Genomic DNA, 24,233 nt, shown 5'->3' on the forward strand with positions numbered 1-24,233 from the left:
TCGGTCGGGCCGACGTCCCGGGACCCTTTGTGGTCCGTATTGACGGAAGCGTCGCAGTCGGGAGTACTCCCCTCCGCACGCAGAAGACTACAGGGAAACCCAAGAGAAGGTAAAGGGTGGGGTAAAGCGCACCCCAAGTCCGCAGCTCAAGGGCCTAAGGACAGGGAAAGGAATGGCAAAGGGCCCCTCGCGGACGAGGAGCCCTCCAGCCGTACACGGTTTGCATCAGGCAGTACGCGGCGTGCGTCAGCGACCCCACTCGCGCCGCGCCTGCGCCACCTGGGCCAGCACCTGCTGCAGCACGGAGCTGCCGGGCGGCACGAGGGCGGGCTGATACGTCCAGGCGTGGCCGATCCATGGATCGGCCAGGTGGTCGTCGGGTACTGGGGTCAGCCGTAGCAGGGAGCGCCAGAGCGGATCGAGGATCGGCCCGTACGCGGAGGCGTCCTCGCGGTCGGCCACCAGCATGAGGTGCACGCCGACCGCCGGGCCCTCGTCCGCGAGATAGCGCAGCTGGGTCACGGCGCGGTCGTCGAAGCCGTGCGGGAAGTCATGGACGATCAGGAGCTGCTCACCGGTGTCGAGGTCCGGCGGCAGCGCGTCGGTGGCGCCGCCGCGGATCGCCATCTGCACCAGTTCGACGCGCTTGGTCAGCCGGGCGAGCACCTCGGTGACTCCGGCGGCCCCGTGGCCCGGCGGGTGCGCGAGCACTCCGGCCTGGAGCAGCGGCGCGAGCGAACCGGCCGCGCTGCCGCCCGCGTCGATGACATGCACGGAGAAGTCACCGGCCGGGTAGACCGCGAGCAGCCTGGCCGCATGCGCGACCGCCGTGTCCATGGCGAGCCGGTGCAGCTCGGCGCTGTCGTGGAAGGTGACGCTGCCGGAGGACGACCGGCCGCAGTCGATCCACAGTCCGCGCTCCATGGGCAGCCGCATGAGCAGCGGAATCCGTACATCGGCGCTCTCCGGCAGATGCAGATCGCCGAGGCGCAGCGCCATGGGGATCTCCATGGGCACGCGGTACGCCTGCCACACGGGGTTGTCCCAGGCGGCGAAGGCCGGTGGCAGGGCCGGTTCGACCACCTCCGCCTCGGCCTTGAGCTGGGCGAGGTCCCGGTCGAGCACGGCACGGGCCTGGTCCACGAGCGCGGTCTGCTTGGCGCGGGCTGCCTCACGGGCGGCGTCGCCCGTGCCGCCGATCCGGCTGCGCGGATCGGAGAGGACCTTGTCCAGCTCCTGTTCCATCCGGGACTCCGCGAAGTCCACGGCGCTGCGGTACGCGGCGGTGGTGCGGGCCAGGTCCTCGAACATGCCCCAGACCTGGTTGTACAGCCGCTCCTCCATCGACCAGCCGGTCGCGTCCCCGGCCACGGGCTGCGCGGGCTGTCCCGGCTGCGCGGGCGGCGCGGTGGGCGGCGGGGTCGGGGGCGCGGCCGCGGCGGGGCGGCGGCCGGGGTGCGCATAGTTGATGCCGTCCGCGGTGGACTGCTCCGGCGGTACGGAGGATCCGGGGCCGCCGGTGGTGGGCGGCTGTGCGGGTGCGGGACCAGCGGTGGCAGGCGGCTGCGGTGCGCCGGCGGTGTGGTCGCCCGCGGCCGAGCCGGCGGTGGCCGCCGTGTGCCGTACGCGATCGCCCTCGGCCGTACGCGGAGGAGGCGCCGCGACCGAGCGGGCCATCCCGCGCGCCACCGCGTCGAGGATCTGCGTGGCGATCTCGCGCGACTGGCCGAGGCCCTGGTCGGCGAGCATCTCGGCGAGTCCGCCCGCATAGCCCTGGCCCACGGCGCGGACCTTCCAGACCCCGTTCCTGCGGTACAACTCCAGTGCCACCACGGCCGATTCGGGATCGAGATCGGTGATCGTATAGCTCGCGACCTCGGACCCGTCGAGCCCGGTGACCGCGATGAAGGGGGCCGCCACGGCGCCGAAACGGACCGGGCCGCCGACGCCAACGGGCAGTGCGAGCAGCACATTCACCCGCTCCACCGGGTCCGGCAGCGCCTCCAGATCCACGGCCAGGCGGTGATCCGCCGCGGCTTGCTGGGAGACCTCGAGTCCGGGCAGCTGCGGCGATCCGGGATGGGCGATCCACTCGGCGCCGCGCACCTTGCCCTGCGCGTCGCTCAGCGTGGCGCCCGCCACTATCGGCTTGCCTGCGGATACCCGGATCTCCAGACGGGTTTGAGGCAGCGGGGCATTCTGTCCCCGTACCAGCTCGACCGTCATGGTGTTGGTCCCCCTCGTCGCTGCGGTCAATTGGGCGCTGCGGTGTGCGGCGGTGCGCCGGCTCCCCTGCCTGACAGGTGTCCGGGTGCGCGGACGCGGACGGCTCCCGGGTGGCCGCTGGGGCGCCGGGAGCCGCGTACCGCGAACTGCCTTGTGTCTACAGGTGCGGCAGGATCGCCGGCATCAGGTCCTGGAACGTACGGCCGTTGGCCGGCTGGCCGAGCGCCGTCATCGTCCACCCGGTGCCATTGCGGTGCACCTTCGCCATGATCTGGGCGGTGTACTGGCCGCCGCCGTCCAGCGTGTAGCGCGCCATCTCCTGGCCGTTGGTCTCGTCGACCAGCCGGCAGAAGGCGTTCTGCACCTCCTGGAAGGTCTGGCCCGTGAACGAGTTGACCGTGAACACGATCTGGTCGATGTGCACCGGAACGCGCTGCAGGTCGACGAGGATCGCCTCGTCGTCGCCGCCCTGGCCGACGCCGCCGACCAGATTGTCACCGGTGTGCCGCACCGAGCCGTCGTCGCTGACGAGGTGACGGAAGAACACCACGTCGACCGGCTGCTTGTCCGCGAAGAGCACCGCCGAGGCGTCCAGGTCGATCTCGCGCGTACGCGAGCCGAACAGGCCGCGGCGCGGAGCCGCCTGCCAGCCGAGGCCCATGCGCACCGCGGTCAGCGTGCCCCCGTCGCTCTTCTGCAGGCTGATGGCCTGACCCTTGGTCATATTGACCGTCACGCGCTGTCCCCTCTCATCCCCAACTTCATCCCCGCCAGCCGCCTGTGCGTGCGGTTGCCCTGAACCCTACGCAGTGCCGCTGACAACGCCGAACCCCGGTCCCGGCATTGTGTCGGTCTTGCAACACTTCGAGGCGGGAACGGGGTTCGACCGCGGCTCACGCACCTGTGGGCAACCGTGCTCAGCTGCCGCTTTGCGCGGGAAGGGCCTGGGCCGCTGCCGCTTCGTACGGGAAGGGCCCGGGCCGCTGCCGCTACGTACGGGCGCGGGCCCGGATCGCTGTCGTTTACGCCAGCCCCGCCTCGCGCATCTGCCGCAGTTCCTTCTTCATCTCCGAGACCTCGTCGCGCAGCCGCGCCGCGATCTCGAACTGCAGATCCGCCGCTGCGGCGCGCATCCGCTCGGTCATCTCCTCGATCTGCTCGGCCAGTTCGGCCGCGGGACGGTCGGTGGGCGTACCGGGCTCGGCCTTCTTCGCCTTGCCCTTGGCCGGCTTCGCGCCCCCGGTCTTGGCTCCGCCGAGCGAAGGCACGGGAGCCTTGGCGCCCTTGCCGTCCTTACCGCCCTTGCGATAGCCGCTGCCCAGCAGCTGCTCGGTGTCCACCTCTTCGCGGGCGATGGTCGCCACGATGTCGTTGATCTTCTTGCGGAGCGGCTGCGGGTCGATGCCGTGCTCCGTGTTGTACGCGATCTGCTTGGCCCGGCGGCGGTTGGTCTCGTCGATGGCCTTCTCCATCGCCGGCGTGATCTTGTCCGCGTACATATGGACCTGGCCCGAGACGTTGCGCGCCGCTCGGCCGATGGTCTGGATCAGGGAGGTGCCCGAGCGCAGGAAGCCCTCCTTGTCCGCGTCCAGGATCGCGACCAGGGAGACCTCGGGCAGGTCGAGGCCCTCACGCAGGAGGTTGATGCCCACGAGCACGTCGTACTCACCGGCGCGCAGCTCCCGCAGGAGTTCGACGCGACGCAGGGTGTCGACGTCGCTGTGCAGATAGCGAACCTGGATGCCGAGTTCGAGGAAGTAGTCGGTGAGGTCCTCGGCCATCTTCTTGGTCAGGGTGGTGACCAGGACGCGCTCGTCCTTCTCGGTGCGCTGCCTGATCTCGTGCACCAGGTCGTCGATCTGCCCCTCGGTGGGCTTGACCACGACCTCCGGGTCGACCAGGCCTGTGGGGCGGATGATCTGCTCCACGAAGCCGTCGCCGCGCGAGAGTTCGTACTGCCCCGGAGTCGCCGACAGATAGACCGTCTGCCCGATGCGCTGCTGGAACTCCTCCCACTTCAGCGGGCGGTTGTCCAGCGCGGACGGCAGCCGGAAACCGTGGTCGACGAGGGTCCGCTTCCGGGACGCGTCGCCCTCGTACATGGCGCCGATCTGCGGCACGGTCACATGGGACTCGTCGAGGACGAGCAGGAAGTCGTCGGGGAAGTAGTCGAGCAGGGTGTGCGGCGGGGTGCCGGGCGAGCGGCCGTCGAAGTGCATCGAGTAGTTCTCGACGCCCGAGCAGGAGCCGATCTGGCGCAGCATCTCCAGGTCGTACGTGGTGCGCATGCGAAGCCGCTGGGCCTCGAGCATCTTGCCCTGCTTCTCCAGCTCGGCGAGGCGCTCCCCCAGCTCCTTCTCGATGTCATTGGCGGCGCGCTCCAGGCGCTCCGGACCGGCCACATAGTGCGTGGCGGGGAAGACATGCAGCTCCTGGTCGTCGCTGATGATCTCGCCGGTGAGCGGGTGCAGCGTGGAAAGGGCCTCGATCTCGTCGCCGAACATCTCGATCCGTACGGCCAGTTCCTCGTAGACCGGGAAGATCTCGATGGTGTCGCCGCGCACCCGGAAGGTGCCGCGCGTGAAGGCCAGGTCATTGCGTGTGTACTGGATGTCGACGAACCGGCGCAGGAGCTGGTCGCGGTCGACCTCCTCGCCGACCTTGAGGTGCACCATGCGGTCGACGTACTCCTGCGGCGTACCGAGACCGTAGATGCACGAGACCGAGGCGACCACGACGACATCGCGGCGGGTGAGCAGCGAGTTGGTCGCGGAGTGGCGCAGGCGCTCCACCTCCTCGTTGATCGAGGAGTCCTTCTCGATGTAGGTGTCCGACTGAGGGACGTAGGCCTCGGGCTGGTAGTAGTCGTAGTACGACACGAAGTACTCGACCGCATTGTTCGGCAGCAGCTCGCGGAACTCGTTGGCCAGCTGGGCCGCCAGGGTCTTGTTCGGCGCCATGACCAGGGTCGGGCGCTGGAGCTTCTCGATCATCCAGGCCGTCGTGGCCGACTTTCCCGTACCCGTGGCACCGAGCAGGACGACATCCTTCTCGCCCGCGCGGATACGGCGCTCCAGGTCGGCGATGGCCGCCGGCTGGTCGCCACTGGGCTGATACGGGCTGATGACCTCGAAAGGCCGCTCGCTCCGCTGGATGTTCTGGATGGTGGTCTCGGTCTCGGGCCGCATGCAACCACCGTACGACCCGGCACTGACATCGGGGCCGGATCGCCGCCGCAGCCCGCCGGGACCGGTGCGGCCCGGCGGCCGCGGCTCACCGTCTCGCGGAGCCGCTCACGGCCTCGCCGGCCCCGCCCACCGGTCCTGGCGTCACCGGCTCACCGGTCCTTGCGGTACCGGCTCACCAGTCCTGTCGGTACTGCGAGCCCCTGCGCGAGGCGCCCACGCTGCGCCGCGGCGCGGGCGGGGCGTTCCTTGCCGCCTGGCCCGCGGGCTGCCAGTCCTGCTTGCCCATGATCATCAGCGGGTCGAACATCACGATCACGCCGGCGAGCAGCAGGAACGCGAGCGGGCCGACCATCATCGGAGCGAGCAGCTCGGCCGGCGAATCCCCGGCGACCACGCCGGGGGTGCTGTGCAGATGGACGCTGAGCGCCGCCATGCCGGTGTAGTGCATTCCGCTCACCGCGAGCCCCATGATCAGGCTGGCGCCCAGGCTCCACAGGAAGCCCCGGACCTGGGCGGCGCACCAGAGCGCGGCCGTCGCGGCGACGACGGCGATGACCACCGAGGCCGCGACCGTGACGGTGTCGTACTCCAGAGCGCCGCGCAGGCGCATGGCGGCCATGCCGAGGTAGTGCATCGAGGCGACGCCGAGGCCGGTGATCGTGCCGCCTGTGAACAGGGCCATGACCGTGGGCCCTCGATAGCCCACGATGAAGACACCGATGCCGACCATGACGATCGCGACGCCGAGACTGGCGAAGGTCAGCGACGGGTCGTAACTGATGGGCGCTTCCTTGACGGTGAAGCCCATCATCGCAATGAAGTGCATGGTCCAGATCCCGGAGCCGATGGCCGCGGCGCCGAGCGCCAGCCAGCCAGGCCGCCAGGAGTTTCCCACCACCAGCGACCGCGCCGTGCAGCGCAGCCCGAGGGCTCCGCCCACACAGGCCATCACGTATGCGGCGATCGGGGTGACCAACCCGTAACTGAATCCGTCGACGGTGCCCTGCATGGTGGGATGACCCCTTCGCCCCTTTTTGACTGCCCCAGGGGCGCCCCCGCACCCCAACGCACCGCCGGACATATGGCCGGTGCTGAGCAGAGATTAAGGGTCCAAGCGGAACGTACGAACGATTCTTCGGCAAAATCTCACCGGCTTCGCCAATGGCGGACACCAACATGTTCCGTATTGAGTAACTCCGTTCAACTTGTGGCCAACCTGCACCTGTCCCCCGTTGCCCCTCGGCTGCCACGCTCGGTCGGTCTTTGCTCGCACGACGTGAGGAGTCCAGGTGCACGCACGCACTGCAGCAGCCACGACCGCCGCGCTCATCGGCGTCGGGGCACTCGTCCTGCCCGCCTCCGCCGCTCCGGCCCACTCCCCCGCGACAGCGACATCCGCGAAAAGCTCCGAGCCGGTCGTCGTGGCCCATCGCGGAGCCTCGGCGTACGCACCGGAGAACACGCTCGCCGCGATCGACAAGGCCCGCGAACTCGGCTTCACCTGGGTCGAGAACGACGTCCAGCGCACCAAGGACGGCAAACTCGTGATCATGCACGACGACTCGCTGGCGCGGACCACCGACGTCGAGCAGGTCTTCCCCGGCCGCTCCCCCTGGAAGGTCGCGGACTTCACCGCCGCCGAGATCGCCAAGCTGGACGCGGGCAGCTGGTTCGGCGCCAAGTTCAAGGGCGCGCGCGTGCCGACGCTCGAGCAGTACATGAACCGCGTGGAGCACAACCGCCAGAAGCTGGTCCTGGAGATCAAGAAGCCCGAGCTCTACCCGGGGATCGAGCGCGACACCCTGCGTGTCCTGCGCAAGACCGGCTGGCTCGACCGCCGACACGTCAAGCACAAGCTGGTGATCCAGAGCTTCAGCGCGAACTCGGTGAAGGCGGTCCGCGCCCAACGCCCTGACATCAAGACCGGGTTCCTCGGCACTCCGGCGGTGGCCGATCTGCCCGCATATGCGAAGTTTGCGGACCAGATCAACTCCAACCACGGGACGATCAGCGCGGATTACGTTTCGGCCATTCACGCGCTGCGCGGTCCGCACGGCAGGCCGCTCGAGATCCTCACGTGGACGGTGGACGACGCGGCGAACGCCCGACGGGCGGCCGGCTTCGGCGTGAACGGGATCATCACCAACCGGCCCGATGTCGTACGGGAAGCCGTCGCCGACTAGGCCCCGGCCCGCTCTTCGGGCGTCGGCCCGAAGGCGTTGTCAGTGGCCCGCCGTACCGTGGTCCGCGTGAACTCCGAAGGGCACAACACACAGACCGCGAGCGGCGGGCCGGCCGCCGTCGAGTGGGCCGTCGTCGACAGCGACATCGGCCCGCTGCTGCTCGCCGCGACGCAGGACGGGCTGGTCAACGTGGTTTTCCACGCGCACCCGCGGGTGCGCGACAAGGCCGTGGCGGGGCTCGCCGCGCGGTTCGACGGTGCGGTGGTCCACGCGCCGGATTCGCCGCGTCTCGCCGAGCCCATACGTCAGATGCGGGCGTATCTCGCCGGGCAGCTGCGGGCGTTCACGCTCGCTCTCGACTGGTCGCTGACCGACGGATTCAACCGCCAGGTGCTGCGCGAGCTGAACGACGGCGTGCCCTACGGGGCGGTCGTCGGGTATGGAGATCTGGCGGCCCGGGTCGGGCAGCCGGGCGCCGCGCAGGCGGTGGGCGCGGCGATGGGGTCCAACCCGCTGCCCGTCGTGGTGCCCTGCCACCGGGTCGTGGAGCGCGACGGCGGAATCGGGGGTTTCGGCGGGGGTCTGGAGACGAAGCGGAAGCTGCTCGCCTTGGAAGGGGTGCTGCCGGAGCCGCTGTTCTGAGGCGGCCGGTCCCGGGGACGGGTGCACCCGCGGGTCCGGCGCCCATACGCACCGCCCGCCCTGCCGCGCCGCCCACGCCGCCTGGCACACTGCGCCGGTGACCTCCACCGATCCCGCCCACATATCGATCACGCCGGAGCAGGTGCCCGCGCTGCGCCGGCGGACCAACGCCGTGCTGATCGCCAGCCAGATCCTGGGCGGGCTCGGCGTCGCGACCGGGATCGCCCTGGCCGCCGTCCTCGCCCAGGAGGTCAGCGGCACCGAGGCGCTCTCGGGGCTCGCTCCCACCGCGATGGTGGCCGGCACAGCGATCCTGTCGATGCCGCTGGCCGCGCTGATGACCCGGCGCGGACGACGGCCGGGGCTCGTACTGGCGTATGTGATCGGGGCGTTGGGCGCGGGGGTCGTGGTGCTCGCCGCCTCGATCGGGAACTTTCCGCTGCTGCTCGTCGGCATGGCCGGCTTCGGTGCCGCGTCCTCCGCCAATCTGCAGGCCAGGTTCGCAGCGGCCGATCTCGCCGAACCGCAGCACCGGGCGCGGGCGATCTCCAATGTCGTCTGGGCCACGACCATCGGCGCCGTCCTCGGCCCCAACATCGCCGCGCCCGCGGGCCGCAGCGTCACAGGGCTCGGCATCCCCGAGGCGTCGGGCCCGTTCCTGTGGGCGACAGGAGTGTTCCTCATATCGGCCGTGCTCGTCGCCGTACTGCTGCGGCCCGATCCGCTGCTCACCGCCCGCGCGCTGGAACCCGAGGCGGACAGCTCGCCGCAGGGCCGCTCGCTGCGCGCCGGACTCGCCGCGGTGGCCGCCTCACCGCGGGCCCGGCTCGCGCTCGTGACGGTCGCCGTCTCGCACACCGCGATGGTCTCGATCATGTCGATGACCCCGGTCGACCTGGGCCACCACGGCGCGGACATCGATCTGATCGGTCTGGTGATCAGCGGCCATATCGCCGGCATGTACGCGTTCTCACCGGTGATGGGCCGCCTCTCGGACCGCCTCGGGCGGCTCTCCGTGATCTCCCTGGCCGTCTCGCTGCTCGCCGTCGCGGCCCTGCTCGCCGGCACCGCGGGCCCGAACCACACCCAGACCGCCATCGGCCTGTTCGTCCTCGGCCTCGGCTGGTCGGCCGGTCTGGTCTCGGGCTCCGCCCTGCTCACCGACTCCGTGCCGCAGCCGGCCCGGGCCGCCGCGCAGGGTCTGTCGGACCTGACCATGAACACGGCGGCGGGCGTGGGCGGCGCCGCGGCCGGCCTGATCGTGGCGCAGGCGAGCTACGGCTGGCTCAACCTGATCGCCGCCGTACTGCTGCTTCCCCTGGCCGCGCTCGCGGTGCTCACGCCGCGGTGGGCACCCAAGGCCAAGCAAGCGCCGGACGCGGCAGCCTGACCGCCCGGGGAGGCCGGCTCACGTCAGAGGCCGATCCCATCAAGCGGCCCATTAAGCGGCCTATCAAAGCGGCCCATCAATCAGAGGCCGATCACGTCAGAGGCTGATGTGGTACGCCTTGCGCAGCGTCTCGTGCACGGTCCAGGTCGTACGGTCCCCTTCGCGCAGCACCGCCGCCACACCAGGACCGAGTTCGAGGACGTCCCCGCCCTCGACGGCCACGGTCGCCCGCCCGCTCACCACCACGAACAGCTCGTTCGCCTCGGTGTCGGTGACCACGCCCGGGGTGATCTGCCAGATGCCGCGCAGCTGCTTGCCGTCCGGCGACTCCCACAGGACCTTGCCGGTCACCTCGGGCGTACCGGAAACGATCTGTGCGGGGTCGAGCAGCTCGGGTTCGAGCTCGGCGTCCGGGATGTGCACCGCGAAGGAGGCGGGAGCGACATCGTCGGCGGCACGGGTGGATTCAAGATCAGTCGTCATGGCCGGTCACTCTAGAGACCCCCGTCCCCGCCCTCCCCGCCGGGCTGTACGAACCGGCCCGATTACCCCTCCGCACCCCCTGGCCGCCTTCCCTCCCCGGTAGCAGACTCCGCCATGCGCACAGGCCGTTCGAGCCGCGGGCGCGCCCGCCCGTGAGCTCCGTACATCCGCTGCCAGAAGCCGAAGGGACGGCGATCGAGCCATGAGCGGAAACAGGGCAGTCGCGTATCTCAAGCCGGGAGCCGTGGAAGTCAGGACCATCGACTACCCGACGCTTGAACTCCAGGACGGGCCGGGGGTCGCACCCGAGAACGTCGGCCGCACATGCCGGCACGGTGTGATCCTCAAGGTCCTGGCCACCAATATCTGCGGCAGCGACCAGCACATGGTCCGCGGCCGCACCACCGCGCCCGAGGGCCTTGTGCTCGGGCATGAGATCACCGGAGAGGTCGTCGAATGCGGTCCCGATGTGGAGACCATCGCGACCGGTGACATCGTCTCGGTGCCGTTCAACATCGCCTGCGGCCGCTGCCGCAACTGCAAGGAGAGCAAGACCGGACTCTGCCTGAACGTCAACCCGGCACGCCCCGGGGCGGCTTATGGCTATGTCGACATGGGCGGCTGGGTCGGCGGACAGGCCGAGTACGTCATGATCCCGTACGCGGACTTCAATCTGCTCAAGTTCCCCGACCGGGACCAGGCGCGCGCGAAGCTCCTCGACCTGACCATGCTGTCCGACATCTTCCCGACCGGCTTCCACGGCGCGGTCACCGCCGGCACCAAGGTCGGCTCGACGGTGTACGTGGCCGGGGCCGGGCCCGTCGGGCTCGCGGCCGCGGCATCGGCGCAGCTGCTCGGCGCGGCCGTGGTGATCGTCGGCGATCTCAACGCCGAACGCCTCGCCCAGGCCCGGAGTTTCGGCTGCGAGACGATCGACCTCACCCGCGGCAACGTGGAGGAGCAGATCGCCCAGATCCTCGGCGAGCCCGAGGTGGACGCCGCGGTGGACGCGGTCGGGTTCGAGGCACGGGCGCACGGCCCGGACGCGCCCGAGGCACCCGCCACGGTGCTCAACTCCCTGATGGGCATGGTCCGCGCGGGCGGCGCGCTCGGCATCCCCGGTCTCTATGTGACCGACGACCCGGGCGGTGTCGACCAGGACGCCCGCAGCGGCACGCTCAAGGTGCGGCTCGGCCTGGGCTGGGCCAAGAGCCATCGCTTCACCACGGGGCAGTGCCCGGTGATGAAGTACCACCACGGTCTGATGATGGCGATCCTGCACGAGCGTGTGCACATCGCGAAGGCCGTGAACGCCACGGTGATCGGGATCGAGGACGCCCCGCGCGGCTACGCCGAGTTCGACCAGGGCGCCAGCCGTAAGTACGTACTGAATCCGCATGGAGCACTGGACGGCGTACGTCCCGTCTGAGCCAGTCGCGTGCCCGCGCATCCGTGAGGGTGCGCGGGCACGCCCGTGCCGCGGCGGTTTGGCGGTCCGCCGCGCTCGCCAAGGATGAAGGGGACACGACGAATGTGCTCGACGAGGGGAGACATGCGCGTGCTGGTGGTTTCCGCTGAGGTACGGGACGCGATCGCGGGGCGGCGTCCGGTCGTGGCCCTCGAGTCGACGATCATCGCGCATGGGCTGCCACGCCCGCGCAATCTCGAAGTCGCCCTGGAATTCGAGGAGTCGGTACGGGAAGAGGGCGCGGTACCCGCCACCATCGCCGTGGTCGACGGCCAGGCCAGGATCGGCCTGGACAAGCAGCAGCTGGAGCGGATCGCGGCCGGCGAGAGCGTACGCAAGCTCGGCCAGCGCGATCTGCCGCTCGCCCTGGCGACGGGCACGACCGGGGCGACCACCGTGTCCGGTACGGCTTTTCTGGCCGCCCACGCCGGCATCCGGATCTTCGCGACCGGCGGACTCGGCGGCGTGCACCGGCAGTGGACCACCACCCAGGACGAGTCGGCCGACCTGGGGCTGCTCGCGCGGACCCGGATCGCGGTGGTCTGCGCGGGAGTGAAGTCGATCCTCGACGTACCGGCGACGCTCGAACGTCTGGAGACGCTGGGCGTAGCGGTGGCCGGCTATCGCACGGAACGTTTCCCCGGGTTCTATGTGGCCGATTCGGGTCAGCCGGTGGACTGGTCGCTGCACTCCCCCGCGGATGTGGCCGCGGTGCTGCACGCGCAGGACGAACTCGGCGGTCCCGACGCGGCGTTGATCGTCGCCAATCCGGTTCCGGTCGCGGACCAGCTCGATCCCGCGCTCCACGACCGGGTCCTGGACGAGGCCTTGCGGGCCTGCGAGGAGCAAGGGGTGACGGGCCAGGCGGTCACGCCGTTCCTTCTGGACTTCCTCGTACGGCGCACCAAGGGGGCCTCTCTGCGCGCCAATCTCGCGGCGGTACGCGGGAATGTCCGCCTTGCGGCACGGATCGCGTCGGCGTGGGTGTGAGCGGGGGCGCGGGGTTGCGGGCCGAGCGCGGCAAAGGTCACGAGGGGCTGCGGGCCGAGCGCGGCAAGGGGCTGCTCGTCCTGGGTGATGTGGTCACCGATGTGGTGGCCTGCCATCCGGATCCGCTCGCGCCCGGCACGGACACCGCGGCCGCGATCCGGTCGGTGCCGGGCGGCGCGGGCGCCAACGTGGCCTGCTGGGCGGCGTACCGGGGCCTGGCGGACGTGCGGTTCGCGGGCCGCGTCGGGGCGGATGCGGCACAGTGGCATGCGCGCCGGCTGACCGATGCGGGCGTACGGGCGCATCTCGTCGTCGACGAGGAAGCGCCGACCGGAACAGTGGTGTGCCTGGTGAACGGGGCCGCGGGAGCCGAACGCACCTTTCTCACCGACAGTGGTGCGGTACTGCGGCTGCGGCCGGGGGATGTGCCGCCCGCGTTGTTCGACGGAGTGGGCCATCTCCATGTCTCGGGCTATCTGTTCTTCGCCGAGTCGAGCCGGGCGGCCGCGGTAGAGGCCATCCGTACGGCGCGTGAGCGGGGCATCGGTGTCAGCGTGGACCCGGCGTCAGCCGGGTTTCTCGCCCAGACGGGGGTCGGGAGGTTCCTGGACGCCGTGGCGGGCGTGACGGTGCTGCTGCCCAGCCATGACGAGGCGCGCTGTCTGACCGGGCGTACGGAACCGGTCGCGGCCGCCTGCCAGTTGAGCAGGCGGTTCCCGCTGGTCGTCGCCAAGCAGGGGGCTCAGGGTGCGCTGATCTGCCGGGCTGGAGAGGTGGTCGCGCGGATCCCCGCGGCGCCCGGCGCGACGGCGGTGGACACGACCGGGGCGGGCGACGCGTTCACGGGTGCGTTCCTGGCGGCCCGGCTAGCGGGGGCGTCGGACGCGGAGGCCGTGGCGCAGGGATGCCGGGCGGGGGCCGACGCGGTCGTGCGGGTGGGGGCGCGGCCGCCCGTGGTGCGCGACCGCCACCCGGCGGGGGCCTGAGCCGTCAGGTCTCCGCCGGGAGGCGACCCGAGCCGTCAAGTCTCCGCCGGGAGGCGCCCGAGCCGTCAGGTCTTGCGACCCCAAGCCGAGATCATCGGTGAGGTGGCCAGGTCCATGGAGCCGGCCGCGACGTTCGCCAAGTGGCGGTCGACATCCGCCTCGGTGGCGTACCCGGCCGCGACCAGCTTCTCCCTCACCTGCTGGACCGTCGCCAGCTCCAGCGCGGTGCACGCCGGCGAGGACACGGGGAAGTAGGCGTCCGCCTCCACCTGCGAGAGTCCCGCCTCACGCAACAGCCGGGGCAGCCTGCGGCCGTACGTGAGGTCGGCGCCGCGTTCGGCGAGCAGCGCGCGGAAACCGTGCCGCAGCCGGTTCGCCAACTGCTGTTCGGGGCCGTGTTCGTCGGGGCAGACCAGCGGCTGCAGCGCCGGGTCCGCATCCTCGACCAGCAGTCGGCCGCCCGGGCGCAGCGCCCGGACCATGGAGCGCAACGCGCGCTCCCGGTCCGGCACATGGACCAGGACGAGGCGGGCATGCACCAGGTCGAAGCCCTCCCCGGGCGGCTCCTGCGCACCTACGTCGTGGCGCAGCACCTGCACCGGCTGTCGTGCGGCGGCGTCGGCCCACGAGGTGTCGATGTCGGTGGCGAGCACCCGGCCCGTGGGGCCGACCTTCTTGGCCAGCCAGCCGATCACCGAGGTGCCGCCGGCTCCCACTTCCCATACGCGCCAGCCGGGGCCCACGCCGAGTCGTTCGAAGTGCCGGAAGGTGGAGGGGTCGAAGAGGGCCGAGAGCGCGTCGAAGCGCTGTCCGGCCTCGGCCTGTCGGTTGTCGAGGAGGTAGCCGTCGGTTCGCGTCATGGGGCCGATCATCCCAGTTGTGCGGGTCTGTGACGGTTCTTGAGCGGGACGGCGAGGGAAGTTTCGGAAGGAGCGGAACCCGCGGCGGCCGAGCGGTGTATCGAATGCATGAAGAAGATTCGCGTGGTCGGCAAGCGGCTCGGCGCCCGCCTCGGGGCGCTCGTCGCGCTGCTCGGCGTCCTGGCCCTGACCGGGTGCTCGGGCGCGTCGGAGCCTCAGGAGGAGAGCCGGCCGGGGACGCCTGCCGGCGGGGACACCGAGCAGTCCACAGCCTCGAAGGGCGACGCCGGGGCGGGCGCGGTGCGAACGGTGGAGGGTGGCTGCGGCGCCACGAAGATACGGAAGGGGGCGCCGCCGCACTGGAATCCCGAGCCGGCGGGGTTCTCCGACTCGGCGGAGGACCTGCCCTATGTCGTCGGAGCGGGCGATCAGATCATGGGGTTCCTGTGGGAACACCCCATGACGGCGAAGTCCGCTGCCCTGAAGGACGGCGGCGATGCCAACAAGGTGCTGTGGTTCGTGCGTTCGGAGCGCATGGGCAAGCCGCTGACGATACGGGCGCATCCGCGCGGGGCCGAGCAGCCGGTCGTGGAGTTCTCGTTCCCGTCGAATTCCGGGCCCGGCGAGATATACCCCTCGGACATAGCCGTACCTCGTCCCGGCTGCTGGACGTTCGAACTGTCCTGGGCCGGACACCGGGACGAGGTGGACCTCAAGTTCCTTGAGGACAAGGGGGCTTCGTAGGCATTGCTCGAACCGTAGCGGGCCTCCCGTGAGGCGAAGGGGGCTTCGCGGGCGGCTGGATCCGCGACGGACGGATCAGGGTCAGCCCGACGGACGGATCAGGGTCAGCCCTTGGCGTAGACGCTCTCCACCCACGTGGCGATCTGGTCCTCGGAGAGATGCTTGGCGAGGTCGGCCTCGCTGATCATGCCGACGAGCCGCTTGTTGTCGATCACGGGCAGCCGGCGGATCTGATGGCTCTGCATCTCCTCGAGCACCTCGCCGACGTCGGCCTGGGCGTCGATCCAGCGCGGCGTGCCCTTGGCCATCTCGCCCGCGGTGACCTTCGCGGGGTCGTGGCCCATGGCCACGCAGCCGACGACGATGTCACGGTCCGTGAGGATGCCGCAGAGCCGTTCGTTCTCGTCGCTGATCGGCAGGGCGCCGACGTTGAGGGTGCGCATCAGCTGTGCGGCGCGGTCCAGGGTTTCGTGGGCGGGGATCCACTGGGCCCCGGGGTGCATGATGTCTGCGGCGGTGGTCATGGGATACCTCCCGGTGTCCGGCAGAACCGGCGCGGCACGGGAAGCGCCGCGAGAACCGGCGGACCCATTCTCGTCCGGGTGCTTGCGGGGCGCACCTGCGGCAGGAGGGCCGTCACGGTGCGTGATGTCGGATCCGTCGGTGGTGCGTGATGTCGGTTCCGTCGTTTCGGACCCGTGCGTCAGCCGTTCCAGGCCGGGTGGCGGGGGTCGTCGGCGCGGATGAGGACGTCGGCCGTCTCGTGCGGCGCGGTCTCCTGCTCGTAGCGCTCGAAGGCCGGGAGGGTCCAGTGCTGGTCCTGCGGAGTGCGGCGGCGCAGCGACCCGGGCCCGAGCCGGATATGGACCGAGAGATCGAAGGGAAACCAGCGGCCGAGCAGCAGCGGGCCGTGCAGCAACAGCACACCGCCGGGAGGGAGTTGGACGGGAGCACTGCGCGTGGCCCGGTCGGCGGCCGGGTCCCACAGATCGGGCAGCACGCGCCCGCTGCCGCCGGGCTCCAGCGGGCCGAACACCTCGCGCCACAGGGCGTTCGTGTCGAACCAGCCGTCCGCATAGGAATCGGGGTCCTGATGACCGTGCTCATAACGCAGTGACGCCGGGCGCAGAAAGCCCTCGGTGGCGACGACCAACGGGGCGCGGCCGCGCAGACGCAGCTCCTGCGCAAGGCCCTCGGCCAGCCGGCCGGTGTCCGCGGCCGGTGCGCCGTCCACGCCGATGCGCAGCCAGTCGCCGCCGTCCTGCGCCTTGAGGCCGAGGACACGGTCGGCGAGCGCTTCGGTGAGGTGTTCCCAGGTGATCGGTTGGAGTCGCATCGGGACCATGATGCCGCGCGGCGTACATGCCGGGCGCCGCGGGGCGAGACGCTCGCATATGGGGGTGCGCGCCTGGTCGATGGCCGGGGGACGGGCTCCGGGATTTCACTTGTGGTGTCACCGGCGGCCGTGGAAGATCGGCGCGGTTGCCGCGCAGATCGCGGTCACTGTGACGGCCGGTGCATCCAACATCCTTTACCCACCATGGAGTTGCCATGATCGAGGGACCGCTCTTCGTGCTGACCCTGCTGACGGCGCTCGGCTGCGGCCTGATAGCCGGTGTGTTCTTCGCCTTCTCCACGTCGGTGATGAGGACGCTCGGTGCGCTGCCGTGGAAACAGGGCCTCACCGCGATGCAGAAACTCAATGTGCTGATCATCAACCCGGTGTTCCTCGGGGTGTTCATGGGTACGGCGCTGCTGAGTGCGGCGGTGGCCGTGATGACCTTCGTGATCTGGCCCGACAAGGGGGCGTGGGAGCTGCTGATCGGCTGTGCGCTCTATCTGGTGGGCTGTTTCGGCGTGACGGTGGCGGCGAACATCCCGAGGAACGACGCGCTGGACAAGCTCGACCCGGAGTCCCCGGAGAGCGCCGAGCAGTGGAAGACCTATGTCACGGAGTGGACCGCGTGGAACCACGTACGGGCCGTCGGGGCGCTGGCGGCTTGCCTGGCGCTGATCCTGGCGCTCGCGGCGTGAGGGCGGCGGTCCTCGCGGGGTGAGGGCCGTGGTCGGCCCTCGCCGGGTGAGGGCCATCGCCGGTCCTCGCGGGGTGAGGCCGTGGTGGGAGAACGGGCGGGAGGGTGCGTCGATGGGGCGTGCACGCACGAGAAGCGGCGGCTCGGCGGACGGTGTGCCCGGGGCGTCGCCCCGGGCGGGCCGGATACCGCTCAATGCCTCCGACCTGGTGGCCGTCGAGCCGCGGGGGCGGCGTCACTGTGCCGAGTGCCGTACCGGACCGCTCGCGCTCCTGGTCATGGCGGACGGTGCGCCGCACTGCCTGGACTGCGCCGACCTCGGGCATCTCGTGTACCTGCCGCGGGGCAACACCGCACTCACCCGGCGGGCGCGGGAGGGGAGTTCGCTGTCCGTGGTGGTCGTGCGGCGCAACGCCAGGCGCCGGCGGTACGAACGGCAGGGCGTCCTCGTCGAGGAGGCCGCCCTCGCGCTCGCCGAGCGGCGCTGTCTCGCCGATGCCGACGCCCGGGCCCGGCGCAGGGAGCGGGATGCGGTGCGCAGGGCGGAGCAGGACGTGCGCTTCACGGCGGCGTTCGCCGACGAGCTACGGCGGCTGTTCCCGGGGTGTCCGCGGGAGCGGGCCCGCGCGGTGGCCGAGCATGCCTCCGTGCGCGGCAGCGGGCGGGTCGGGCGCAGTGCTGCCGGCCGGGCACTCGACCGCGGCGCGGTCACCGCGGCGTTGCGGGCTGCGGTGCGCCATGTGGACACGGAGTACGACGCGTTGCTGATGTCAGGTGTCCCCAGGGCCGAGGCCCGCCGCCGGGTCTCGCCGACGGTGGAGGCCGTCCTGGACACCTGGCGCCAGGAGGGAAGCCCCGCCCCGCGCAGGCGGGCCCCGCGCGCGTAGGCCTACGTCCTCGAAGGCCTACGTCCGTGTAGGCCTTCGTCCGTGTAGGCCTTCGTCCGCGTAGGCCTTCGTCCGCGTAGGCCTTCGTCCGGGCATGCCCCGCGCGGAAGCCCACAGCCGCACCGTCACCGTCCCGCGGCGCCACCCCGCGGCACGATCCCCACCGATCCGCCCCTCACCCGAGAACCCGATCCGCCCTCACTCCAGAACCCAATCCGCCCTCACCCCAGAACGCGAATCGCCTCCCCGCGCAGGAAGCCTTCGATGTCCTCGACCGCCCCCGTGAAGTACCCCTCGTAGTTCCGGCGTGTGACGTAGCCCAGGTGCGGCAGGCCCAGGAAGTTCGGTGCCGTGCGCAGGGGGTGGTCGGCGGGCAGGGGTTCGGTGTCGAAGACATCCGATCCCGCACCCGCGATCCACCCTTCGCGCAGCGCTTGCAGCAGCGCCTCCTGGTCGACGATCGCGGCGCGTGAGGTGTTCACCAGATAGGCCGTCGGCCGCATCCGCTTGAGCTCCGCCGCACCCACCAGACCCCGCGTCCGCTCGCTCAACTGCACATGCACCGAGACGAAGTCGCTGGACGCGAGCAGCTCGTCGAGCGACCCAGCCGCCCGCACGCCCACCTCGTCCGCCCGTGCCGCCGTCAGATTCTGGCTCCAGGCCGCGACCTCCATCCCGAAGGCCTGCCCGACCCGGGCCACCTTGGCCCCGATCTTCCCCAGCCCGATCAGTCCGAGCGTCCGCCCGTACAGATCCGCACCGAGCGTGGACTGCCATGCGCCACCGGCACGCAAGGCCTCAGCCTCCACCGTCACCGAGCGGGCGAGCCCCAGGAGAAGGGCCCAGGTCAGCTCGGCCGGCGGCTCGGAGTTGCTGGGGGTTCCGCAGACCGTCACCCCGTGCCGCGCGGCGGCCGCCACGTCGATCGAGGCGTTGCGCATCCCGGAGGTGATCAGCAGCCGCAGCGCGGGCAGCCGCTCGAACAGCTCGGCGGGGAACGGCGTCCGCTCCCGCATCGCCACCACGATCTCGCAGTCCCCGATCTCGGCGGCCACCTCGTCGGGCCCGTCCAGATGACGCCGTACGAAACGCACATCGACCTCGTCCGCGAGACGCGACCAGTCCGCGAGCGATTCCGCCACGCCCTGGTAGTCGTCGAGCACCGCACATCGCAACCTGGTCATGGCCACCCCTGTCCGTTCCGTTTACTCCGGCCCCGACACCGTACAAACGATGATCCGCAAGCCGCCGCGAGACCCCCGTGCTGCGCATGGTGCCGAGTCGGAAGACCCGACGTATCGTGACGAAAACAGCGCTCCCCCGGGCCGACGGCCCCACCCGACCGACCACAGCACTCCCCGCCCCCTACAGCCGCCGCAAGGGAGACCGGCCATGGGCGACCCCAAGGGCTTTCTCACCGCCGGACGCGAGGACTGGCCGCGCCGCCCCGTCGACGAACGGGTACGGGACTGGCAGGAGGTGTACGTCCCCGGCGCGCTGCTCCCGATCATCCGTACGCAGGCGGACCGCTGTATGGACTGCGGGATCCCGTTCTGCCATCAGGCCTGCCCGCTGGGCAATCTGATCCCCGAGTGGAACGACCTCGTCGCCCGCGACGACTGGTGGGCCGCCGCGGACCGGCTGCACGCGACGAACAACTTCCCCGAGTTCACCGGCCGGCTGTGTCCCGCGCCCTGCGAGTCCGGCTGTGTGCTCGCCATCAATCAGCCCGCGGTCACCATCAAGAACGTCGAGGTCGCCATCGCCGACCGGATCTGGGAGCGGGGCTGGGCGATGCCGCAGCCCCCGGACCGTCTCTCCGGCAAGACGGTGGCGGTGGTCGGCTCGGGCCCCACCGGTCTCGCCGCGGCCCAGCAGCTCACGCGCGCGGGCCACACGGTCGTGGTGTACGAGCGGGACGACCGGATCGGAGGGCTGCTGCGGTACGGGATCCCCGAGTTCAAGATGGAGAAGGTGCATCTGGAGCGCCGCCTCGGCCAGATGAAGGCCGAGGGCACCAGGTTCCGCACCTCGGTGACCGTCGGACGCGATCTCACGGCCGCCGATCTCCGCAACCGCTACGACGCGGTACTGCTCGCGACGGGCGCCACGGCCTGGCGGGAACTCCCGCTTCCCGGTCGCGAGTTGGACGGCATCCATCAGGCAATGGAGTACCTGCCGCTCGCCAACAAGGTCTGCGAGGGCGATCTGCCGGCCAACCCGCTCTCCGCGAAGGACCGCCATGTGGTGATCATCGGCGGCGGCGACACCGGCGCGGACTGTCTCGGCACGGCGGTGCGCGAGGGTGCGGCTTCGGTCTCCCAGCTGGACATCTATCCGCAGCCGGCCACGGAACGCGACGAGCGGAACGAACCCTGGCCCGTGTACCCCAAGATCTACCGGCTCTCCGCCGCCCACGAGGAGGCCCGGGAACTGGCCACGGCACCGCAGGCGGACGCGGATGCCCGCCTTTTCAAGGCGTCGACGCTGCGATTCACGGGCGACGAGCGGGGCCGCGTACGGGAGTTGCATCTGGTCGAGGTCGACACGGAGCGCCGGCCGCGGCCCGGCAGCGAGCGCACCCTCCGGGCCGATCTGGTGCTTCTTGCTCTGGGCTTCTCGGGGCCCGATCGTTCCGACGGGCTCATCGACGCACTCGACGTCGACGTGGACGAGCGCGGAGTCCTCGTACGGGACGCGGAGTTCGCGACGAAGGTGCCGGGCGTGTTCGCGGCCGGCGACGCCGCGCGCGGGCAGTCGCTGATCGTCTGGGCGATCGCGGAGGGCCGCGCCGCGGCGGCCGCCATGGACCGCTACTTGACCGGCCGCACCACCCTGCCGTCGCCGATCACCCCCACGGACCGCCCGCTGACGGCATAGTCCACCTGTGTCAAGTGCCCTCTGCCTATAGACCTTTGCGCGCGGAGACGACACCTTGGTGCGCTCGGACCGCCATCTCGTGCGTCCGTCCCGCGCAGCGGCAAGCGACAGGGGGTCCCATGGCCGGGAAGCGCACCACGGGTGTGACCATCGCCCTCACGGTGTTCGGCCTGCTCGCCGTAGCCGTGCTCGGCTGGCGTCTGCTCGTGGCCTCCGACCCCTCGGGCGCCACTTCGGCGCCGGCGGTGCCTGCTTCCCGTAACCCTGAAGGCAAAGCCGCCCCACCCGCCGAGGCCTCACCGCCACCGGCAGCCACCCCCGAGCCCGCGGCCGAGGAACCCGCGCCGGAAGGCGACCCGGTCCCCGCCCTCTATCTGGGCGACTCGCTCGCCATGGAGAACCAGCTCGTCCTCACGGACCTGCTCCGGAAGACGGCCGCCGTCCGCAACGCCCCGTACTCGGGCACCACGGTCTGCGACTACCTGGAGAGCGCGAAGGACCGCTCCCTGGTCCCGCCCCAGCACAAGGCGGCCGCGCTCGTCCGCGAGGAGAAGCCGGCCGTCGTGGTGCTGCAGTTCTGGGGCAATTCATGGGGCTACACGCCTTGCATGGGCAGTATCAAGCAGGGTTCCGAGCCGTACTACGAGCGCTACGCCGCCGACACCCGTGCCCTGACGGCCGAGATCGAGCGGGCCGCGGCCGACGTGGGCATCGCCCGGCCCAAGCTCGTCTGGGTGCTCCAGGGTCCCGATCCCATGACCCCCGACCGGATCCGCCGGATCAACGGCCTCTACGAGAAGCAGGCCGCGGAGGCCGGCGATCTCACCGCCGACGCGGGCGCCGCGGTGAGCCGCTCCGGCGACCGCTACACCCATGTGCAGCATCTGCCCTGCACACGCTACGAGCGCGCGCATCCGGAGTACTGCACCGGCGGTGATACCACCCAACTGCACCGCGACGACGACTATTTGCACTTCTGCCTGGCCCCGACCACGACGACGCCGCGGCCGTGCCCCAAGCGTTCACCGGGCATCCTGCGTTACAGCAAGGCGATCGCGGACGCAGTCGGCGACCACGTCCGCGCCACCCGTACGGCATAGACCGGCGCGCTCAGGGCCGGGCTCGATGACGCCTCAGGGCTTGCGGGCCATCGCCGCGTACCCCGGAATGGGTTCGTCCCCGGCCACCGGCACCCGCTCCCCCAGCTCCGGATGCCACTCGGCCGTCAGCGAGACGCCCGGCTCGATGAACTCGAGCCCGTGGAAGAAGCGCTCGAACTGCTCGCGCGTACGCAGCGCGAGGACCAGGCCGCGCTTCTTGTAGAGCTCCAGGGCCTCGTCCGCGCCACCGGGGTTGAAGTCGCCGGTGGTCTGGGACAGCACGACATAGCTGCCGGGCGCGAGCCGCTCGACCAGGTGGTCCACCAGCTCGTACGCGCCGTCCTCGTCGGAGACGAAGTGCAGAAGGGCGAGCAGCGACAGCGCGACGGGCTTGTCGAAGTCGAGGAATTTCGCGGCGTGTTCGAGGATGACCTCGGGGTTGCGGGCGTCCGCCTGGATGTACTCGGTGAGGCCCTCGGGCGTGGAGCGAAGGAGCGCCTCGGCGTGTGCGAGCACGATCGGATCGTTGTCGCAGTACACGATCCGCGACTCGGGAGCCGTCTTCTGCGCGATCTGGTGCAGGTTGGGCTCGGTGGGTATCCCGGTGCCGATGTCGAGGTACTGATGGATCCCCCGGGAGGCCAGCCAGGTGATCGCGCGCTGCATGAAGGCCCGGTTCACGCGGGCGAACTCGCGGGCGCGCGGGTCGATCTGAAGCAGCTGGCCGGCCATCTCCTCGTCGACCGGATAGTTGTCCTTGCCGCCCAGGAACCAGTCGTACATACGGGCCGGATGCGGCTTGCTGGTGTCGATCTGCACAGCAGCCTGCCGGTCCGCCGCCTCTTGCCCGGTCATAAGACGCTCCAAGTCCCGTGGTGGATGAGAGAGTTGAGCCCCGTGGTGCGCATGTTACGGCTGCGCTTGACTTTGATCATGACAGGAGAAAGTCGGCCTGTCCCGACTTCGCACCCTCGATGAACGCGTGGATCTCACCCAGGGTGTAGATCAGTGCCGGGCCGTCGGGATCGTTCGACTGCCGCATGGCCACGCGCCCGTCGGCGAGCTTCATCGCCTCGACGCAGTTGCCGCCGTTGCCCCCGCTCCAGGGCTTGTGCCAGCCCTCGGAGCCCAGGTCACGTGCGGGCATCCCGTTGTATATCCGGCCTTCCTCGCCCTTCTTGGTCCTCATGGTCATCCTGGACTCCATCCGGCCCCCGTTCGCGGACAGTTGACCCATCAGAGCTCCTTGCGCAGAGACTTGAGAATCTCCTTCGTACGGTGTGCCGACGCGGCCTGCGCCGCCATCCGGTCCATCGCTTCGAGGTACGTGACGACCTCGGCGCGCCGGTCCAGGTAGACGGCACCGGTCAGATACTCGGCGTAGACCATGTCCTGCAGCTCGGGCACCCCGAACCGGAACAGCACGAAGGGCCCGTAGGTCCCGGGGTGGTGTCCCGCGGAGAACTCCGCGATCTGCAGGGTGACATTGGGCCGCTTGGTGGCCTCGATCAGCCGGTCGACCTGCCCGCGCATCACGTCGGGCGTTCCCACGGTGCGGCGCAGGACCGTCTCGTCCATGATCACCCAGAGGCGGGGTGCCTCGTCCCCGTCGAGCAGCTCCTGTCGCTGCATCCGCAGCGCCACATGCCGGTCGATCTCCTCCTCGTTCACCTTGCCGAGGGAGCCGGCCCGCAGCACTTCACGGGCGTACTCCTCGGTCTGCAGGAGGCCGGGCACGAAGTGCGGTTCGTACGACCGCAGCAGGCTGGCCGCGCCCTCCAGGCTGACGTACATGGAGAACCAGTTCGGCAGGATGTCGTGGTAACGCTGCCACCAGCCGGGCTTGTTGGCCTCCTCCGCAAGCTCGATGAAGGACTCGGTCTCCGCCTCGTCGGCCCCGTACGCCTTCAACAGGAGCTGTACGTACGGGATCTTGAAGGCGACCTCGGCCATCTCCATGCGGCGGACCGTCGCGGGCGCGACGCGCAGCACCCGGGCTGCCTCCTCACGCTTGAGCCCGGCGCTTTCGCGCAGGTCCTGGAGGCGTTTGCCCAGGACGACCTGGCCCACGGTGGGAGCGGACCGCGGTTCGCTCACGTCTACCTCGCTCGGTTCGATCTGCCCGGCGGCACCTGCGCCGGTCTGCTGCGGCGGCAACTGCGCCCTGTATCGC

Annotated in this window: 23 protein-coding genes; 11 read left to right on the forward strand and 12 right to left on the reverse strand. The window is 70.6% G+C overall.

The window, feature by feature from the left end; translation table 11 throughout:
* Positions 1-246 precede the first annotated feature (246 nt).
* The 4 genes from H9Y04_RS05380 to H9Y04_RS05395 form a co-directional block, all read right to left on the reverse strand.
* Positions 247-2,226 carry a TerD family protein gene (locus H9Y04_RS05380; protein ID WP_187812498.1) on the reverse strand — a complete coding sequence of 660 codons (1,980 nt, stop codon included), beginning with the start codon at positions 2,224-2,226 and terminating at the stop codon, positions 247-249.
* A 157-nt stretch (positions 2,227-2,383) separates the two neighbouring features.
* On the reverse strand, positions 2,384-2,962 hold the full coding sequence (locus H9Y04_RS05385) for a TerD family protein (RefSeq protein WP_187812499.1): 579 nt from the start codon (positions 2,960-2,962) through the stop codon (positions 2,384-2,386).
* A gap of 286 nt (positions 2,963-3,248) precedes the next feature.
* Positions 3,249-5,414: an excinuclease ABC subunit UvrB gene (gene uvrB / locus H9Y04_RS05390; protein WP_187812500.1), complete on the reverse strand. Its 2,166-nt coding sequence runs from the start codon at positions 5,412-5,414 to the stop codon at positions 3,249-3,251.
* A gap of 172 nt (positions 5,415-5,586) precedes the next feature.
* Positions 5,587-6,423, reverse strand: a complete 837-nt coding sequence (locus H9Y04_RS05395) for an MHYT domain-containing protein (protein ID WP_187812501.1) — start codon at positions 6,421-6,423, stop codon at positions 5,587-5,589.
* Positions 6,424-6,703: 280 nt separating this feature from the next.
* Between H9Y04_RS05395 and H9Y04_RS05400 the strand changes: the two genes are divergently transcribed.
* The 3 genes from H9Y04_RS05400 to H9Y04_RS05410 all read left to right on the forward strand — a co-directional run bounded on the left by H9Y04_RS05400 (position 6,704) and on the right by H9Y04_RS05410 (position 9,629).
* On the forward strand, positions 6,704-7,597 hold the full coding sequence (locus H9Y04_RS05400; protein WP_187812502.1) for a glycerophosphodiester phosphodiesterase: 894 nt from the start codon (positions 6,704-6,706) through the stop codon (positions 7,595-7,597).
* A 66-nt stretch (positions 7,598-7,663) separates the two neighbouring features.
* Complete coding sequence (locus H9Y04_RS05405) at positions 7,664-8,239, forward strand: methylated-DNA--[protein]-cysteine S-methyltransferase (RefSeq protein ID WP_308800866.1); 576 nt, start codon at positions 7,664-7,666, stop codon at positions 8,237-8,239.
* Positions 8,240-8,336: 97 nt separating this feature from the next.
* Complete coding sequence (locus tag H9Y04_RS05410) at positions 8,337-9,629, forward strand: MFS transporter (RefSeq protein WP_187812504.1); 1,293 nt, start codon at positions 8,337-8,339, stop codon at positions 9,627-9,629.
* Between the two features lie 96 nt (positions 9,630-9,725).
* Here H9Y04_RS05410 and H9Y04_RS05415 read toward each other — a convergent pair whose 3' ends face one another.
* Positions 9,726-10,112 carry a cupin domain-containing protein gene (locus H9Y04_RS05415; protein ID WP_187812505.1) on the reverse strand — a complete coding sequence of 129 codons (387 nt, stop codon included), beginning with the start codon at positions 10,110-10,112 and terminating at the stop codon, positions 9,726-9,728.
* Between the two features lie 202 nt (positions 10,113-10,314).
* Here H9Y04_RS05415 and fdhA point away from each other — a divergent pair, with 202 nt between their 5' ends.
* The 3 genes from fdhA to H9Y04_RS05430 all read left to right on the forward strand — a co-directional run bounded on the left by fdhA (position 10,315) and on the right by H9Y04_RS05430 (position 13,556).
* A complete protein-coding gene (fdhA, locus tag H9Y04_RS05420) occupies positions 10,315-11,541 on the forward strand; it encodes a formaldehyde dehydrogenase, glutathione-independent (RefSeq protein WP_187812506.1) in 1,227 nt (408 codons plus the stop codon).
* 129 nt (positions 11,542-11,670) lie between these two features.
* On the forward strand, positions 11,671-12,570 hold the full coding sequence (locus H9Y04_RS05425) for a pseudouridine-5'-phosphate glycosidase (RefSeq protein WP_187813047.1): 900 nt from the start codon (positions 11,671-11,673) through the stop codon (positions 12,568-12,570).
* Between the two features lie 47 nt (positions 12,571-12,617).
* Positions 12,618-13,556, forward strand: coding sequence for a carbohydrate kinase family protein (locus H9Y04_RS05430; protein ID WP_438818086.1), 939 nt, complete (start codon positions 12,618-12,620; stop codon positions 13,554-13,556).
* Between the two features lie 65 nt (positions 13,557-13,621).
* Here H9Y04_RS05430 and H9Y04_RS05435 read toward each other — a convergent pair whose 3' ends face one another.
* Positions 13,622-14,416: a methyltransferase domain-containing protein gene (locus H9Y04_RS05435; RefSeq protein WP_187812507.1), complete on the reverse strand. Its 795-nt coding sequence runs from the start codon at positions 14,414-14,416 to the stop codon at positions 13,622-13,624.
* A gap of 108 nt (positions 14,417-14,524) precedes the next feature.
* Here H9Y04_RS05435 and H9Y04_RS05440 point away from each other — a divergent pair, with 108 nt between their 5' ends.
* A complete protein-coding gene (locus H9Y04_RS05440) occupies positions 14,525-15,160 on the forward strand; it encodes a hypothetical protein (RefSeq protein ID WP_187812508.1) in 636 nt (211 codons plus the stop codon).
* 104 nt (positions 15,161-15,264) lie between these two features.
* Here H9Y04_RS05440 and H9Y04_RS05445 read toward each other — a convergent pair whose 3' ends face one another.
* Positions 15,265-15,684 carry a CBS domain-containing protein gene (locus H9Y04_RS05445; RefSeq protein ID WP_187812509.1) on the reverse strand — a complete coding sequence of 140 codons (420 nt, stop codon included), beginning with the start codon at positions 15,682-15,684 and terminating at the stop codon, positions 15,265-15,267.
* Positions 15,685-15,863: 179 nt separating this feature from the next.
* Positions 15,864-16,496 carry a nucleoside/nucleotide kinase family protein gene (locus tag H9Y04_RS05450; RefSeq protein ID WP_187812510.1) on the reverse strand — a complete coding sequence of 211 codons (633 nt, stop codon included), beginning with the start codon at positions 16,494-16,496 and terminating at the stop codon, positions 15,864-15,866.
* Positions 16,497-16,711: 215 nt separating this feature from the next.
* On the opposite strand from H9Y04_RS05450, the gene H9Y04_RS05455 reads away from it, so the two are divergent.
* Together H9Y04_RS05455 and H9Y04_RS05460 are read left to right on the forward strand one after the other, a co-directional pair.
* Positions 16,712-17,194 carry an anthrone oxygenase family protein gene (locus tag H9Y04_RS05455; protein WP_187812511.1) on the forward strand — a complete coding sequence of 161 codons (483 nt, stop codon included), beginning with the start codon at positions 16,712-16,714 and terminating at the stop codon, positions 17,192-17,194.
* 112 nt (positions 17,195-17,306) lie between these two features.
* The gene (locus tag H9Y04_RS05460) at positions 17,307-18,080 is read left to right on the forward strand and encodes a DUF2293 domain-containing protein (protein WP_187812512.1); all 774 of its coding nucleotides are present in this window, start codon (positions 17,307-17,309) and stop codon (positions 18,078-18,080) included.
* A 221-nt stretch (positions 18,081-18,301) separates the two neighbouring features.
* Here the strand turns inward: H9Y04_RS05460 and H9Y04_RS05465 are convergent, their stop codons facing one another.
* Positions 18,302-19,264, reverse strand: coding sequence for a D-2-hydroxyacid dehydrogenase family protein (locus tag H9Y04_RS05465; protein ID WP_187812513.1), 963 nt, complete (start codon positions 19,262-19,264; stop codon positions 18,302-18,304).
* 208 nt (positions 19,265-19,472) lie between these two features.
* Here H9Y04_RS05465 and H9Y04_RS05470 point away from each other — a divergent pair, with 208 nt between their 5' ends.
* Positions 19,473-20,960, forward strand: a complete 1,488-nt coding sequence (locus tag H9Y04_RS05470; protein ID WP_187812514.1) for a glutamate synthase subunit beta — start codon at positions 19,473-19,475, stop codon at positions 20,958-20,960.
* Positions 20,961-21,079: 119 nt separating this feature from the next.
* Positions 21,080-22,060: an SGNH/GDSL hydrolase family protein gene (locus H9Y04_RS05475; RefSeq protein WP_187812515.1), complete on the forward strand. Its 981-nt coding sequence runs from the start codon at positions 21,080-21,082 to the stop codon at positions 22,058-22,060.
* Positions 22,061-22,093: 33 nt separating this feature from the next.
* On the opposite strand, the gene H9Y04_RS05480 is transcribed toward H9Y04_RS05475, so the two are convergent.
* The 3 genes from H9Y04_RS05480 to H9Y04_RS05490 all read right to left on the reverse strand — a co-directional run bounded on the left by H9Y04_RS05480 (position 22,094) and on the right by H9Y04_RS05490 (position 24,157).
* Entirely contained in the window at positions 22,094-22,915 is an 822-nt protein-coding gene (locus H9Y04_RS05480; protein WP_187812516.1) for an SAM-dependent methyltransferase, read from the reverse strand.
* Positions 22,916-22,991: 76 nt separating this feature from the next.
* Complete coding sequence (locus H9Y04_RS05485) at positions 22,992-23,255, reverse strand: DUF397 domain-containing protein (RefSeq protein WP_236070602.1); 264 nt, start codon at positions 23,253-23,255, stop codon at positions 22,992-22,994.
* Positions 23,256-23,296: 41 nt separating this feature from the next.
* Positions 23,297-24,157 carry a Sco1979 family transcriptional regulator gene (locus H9Y04_RS05490; RefSeq protein ID WP_187812517.1) on the reverse strand — a complete coding sequence of 287 codons (861 nt, stop codon included), beginning with the start codon at positions 24,155-24,157 and terminating at the stop codon, positions 23,297-23,299.
* Positions 24,158-24,233: the final 76 nt, after the last annotated feature.

This window comes from Streptomyces polyasparticus, assembly GCF_014493765.1.
GTDB lineage: Bacteria > Actinomycetota > Actinomycetes > Streptomycetales > Streptomycetaceae > Streptomyces > Streptomyces polyasparticus.

Bases quoted from the DNA above. Each gene is read 5' to 3' on its own strand.
- H9Y04_RS05380 (WP_187812498.1), bottom strand. From the start codon at position 2,226: ATGACGGTCGAGCTGGTACGGGGACAGAATGCCCCGCTGCCTCAAACC.
- uvrB (WP_187812500.1), bottom strand. From the start codon at position 5,414: ATGCGGCCCGAGACCGAGACCACCATCCAGAACATCCAGCGGAGCGAG.
- H9Y04_RS05395 (WP_187812501.1), bottom strand. From the start codon at position 6,423: ATGCAGGGCACCGTCGACGGATTCAGTTACGGGTTGGTCACCCCGATC.
- H9Y04_RS05415 (WP_187812505.1), bottom strand. From the start codon at position 10,112: ATGACGACTGATCTTGAATCCACCCGTGCCGCCGACGATGTCGCTCCC.
- fdhA (WP_187812506.1), top strand. From the start codon at position 10,315: ATGAGCGGAAACAGGGCAGTCGCGTATCTCAAGCCGGGAGCCGTGGAA.
- H9Y04_RS05435 (WP_187812507.1), bottom strand. From the start codon at position 14,416: ATGACGCGAACCGACGGCTACCTCCTCGACAACCGACAGGCCGAGGCC.
- H9Y04_RS05440 (WP_187812508.1), top strand. From the start codon at position 14,525: ATGAAGAAGATTCGCGTGGTCGGCAAGCGGCTCGGCGCCCGCCTCGGG.
- H9Y04_RS05445 (WP_187812509.1), bottom strand. From the start codon at position 15,684: ATGACCACCGCCGCAGACATCATGCACCCCGGGGCCCAGTGGATCCCC.
- H9Y04_RS05450 (WP_187812510.1), bottom strand. From the start codon at position 16,496: ATGCGACTCCAACCGATCACCTGGGAACACCTCACCGAAGCGCTCGCC.
- H9Y04_RS05455 (WP_187812511.1), top strand. From the start codon at position 16,712: ATGATCGAGGGACCGCTCTTCGTGCTGACCCTGCTGACGGCGCTCGGC.
- H9Y04_RS05460 (WP_187812512.1), top strand. From the start codon at position 17,307: ATGGGGCGTGCACGCACGAGAAGCGGCGGCTCGGCGGACGGTGTGCCC.
- H9Y04_RS05465 (WP_187812513.1), bottom strand. From the start codon at position 19,264: ATGACCAGGTTGCGATGTGCGGTGCTCGACGACTACCAGGGCGTGGCG.
- H9Y04_RS05470 (WP_187812514.1), top strand. From the start codon at position 19,473: ATGGGCGACCCCAAGGGCTTTCTCACCGCCGGACGCGAGGACTGGCCG.
- H9Y04_RS05475 (WP_187812515.1), top strand. From the start codon at position 21,080: ATGGCCGGGAAGCGCACCACGGGTGTGACCATCGCCCTCACGGTGTTC.
- H9Y04_RS05480 (WP_187812516.1), bottom strand. From the start codon at position 22,915: ATGACCGGGCAAGAGGCGGCGGACCGGCAGGCTGCTGTGCAGATCGAC.
- H9Y04_RS05485 (WP_236070602.1), bottom strand. From the start codon at position 23,255: ATGACCATGAGGACCAAGAAGGGCGAGGAAGGCCGGATATACAACGGG.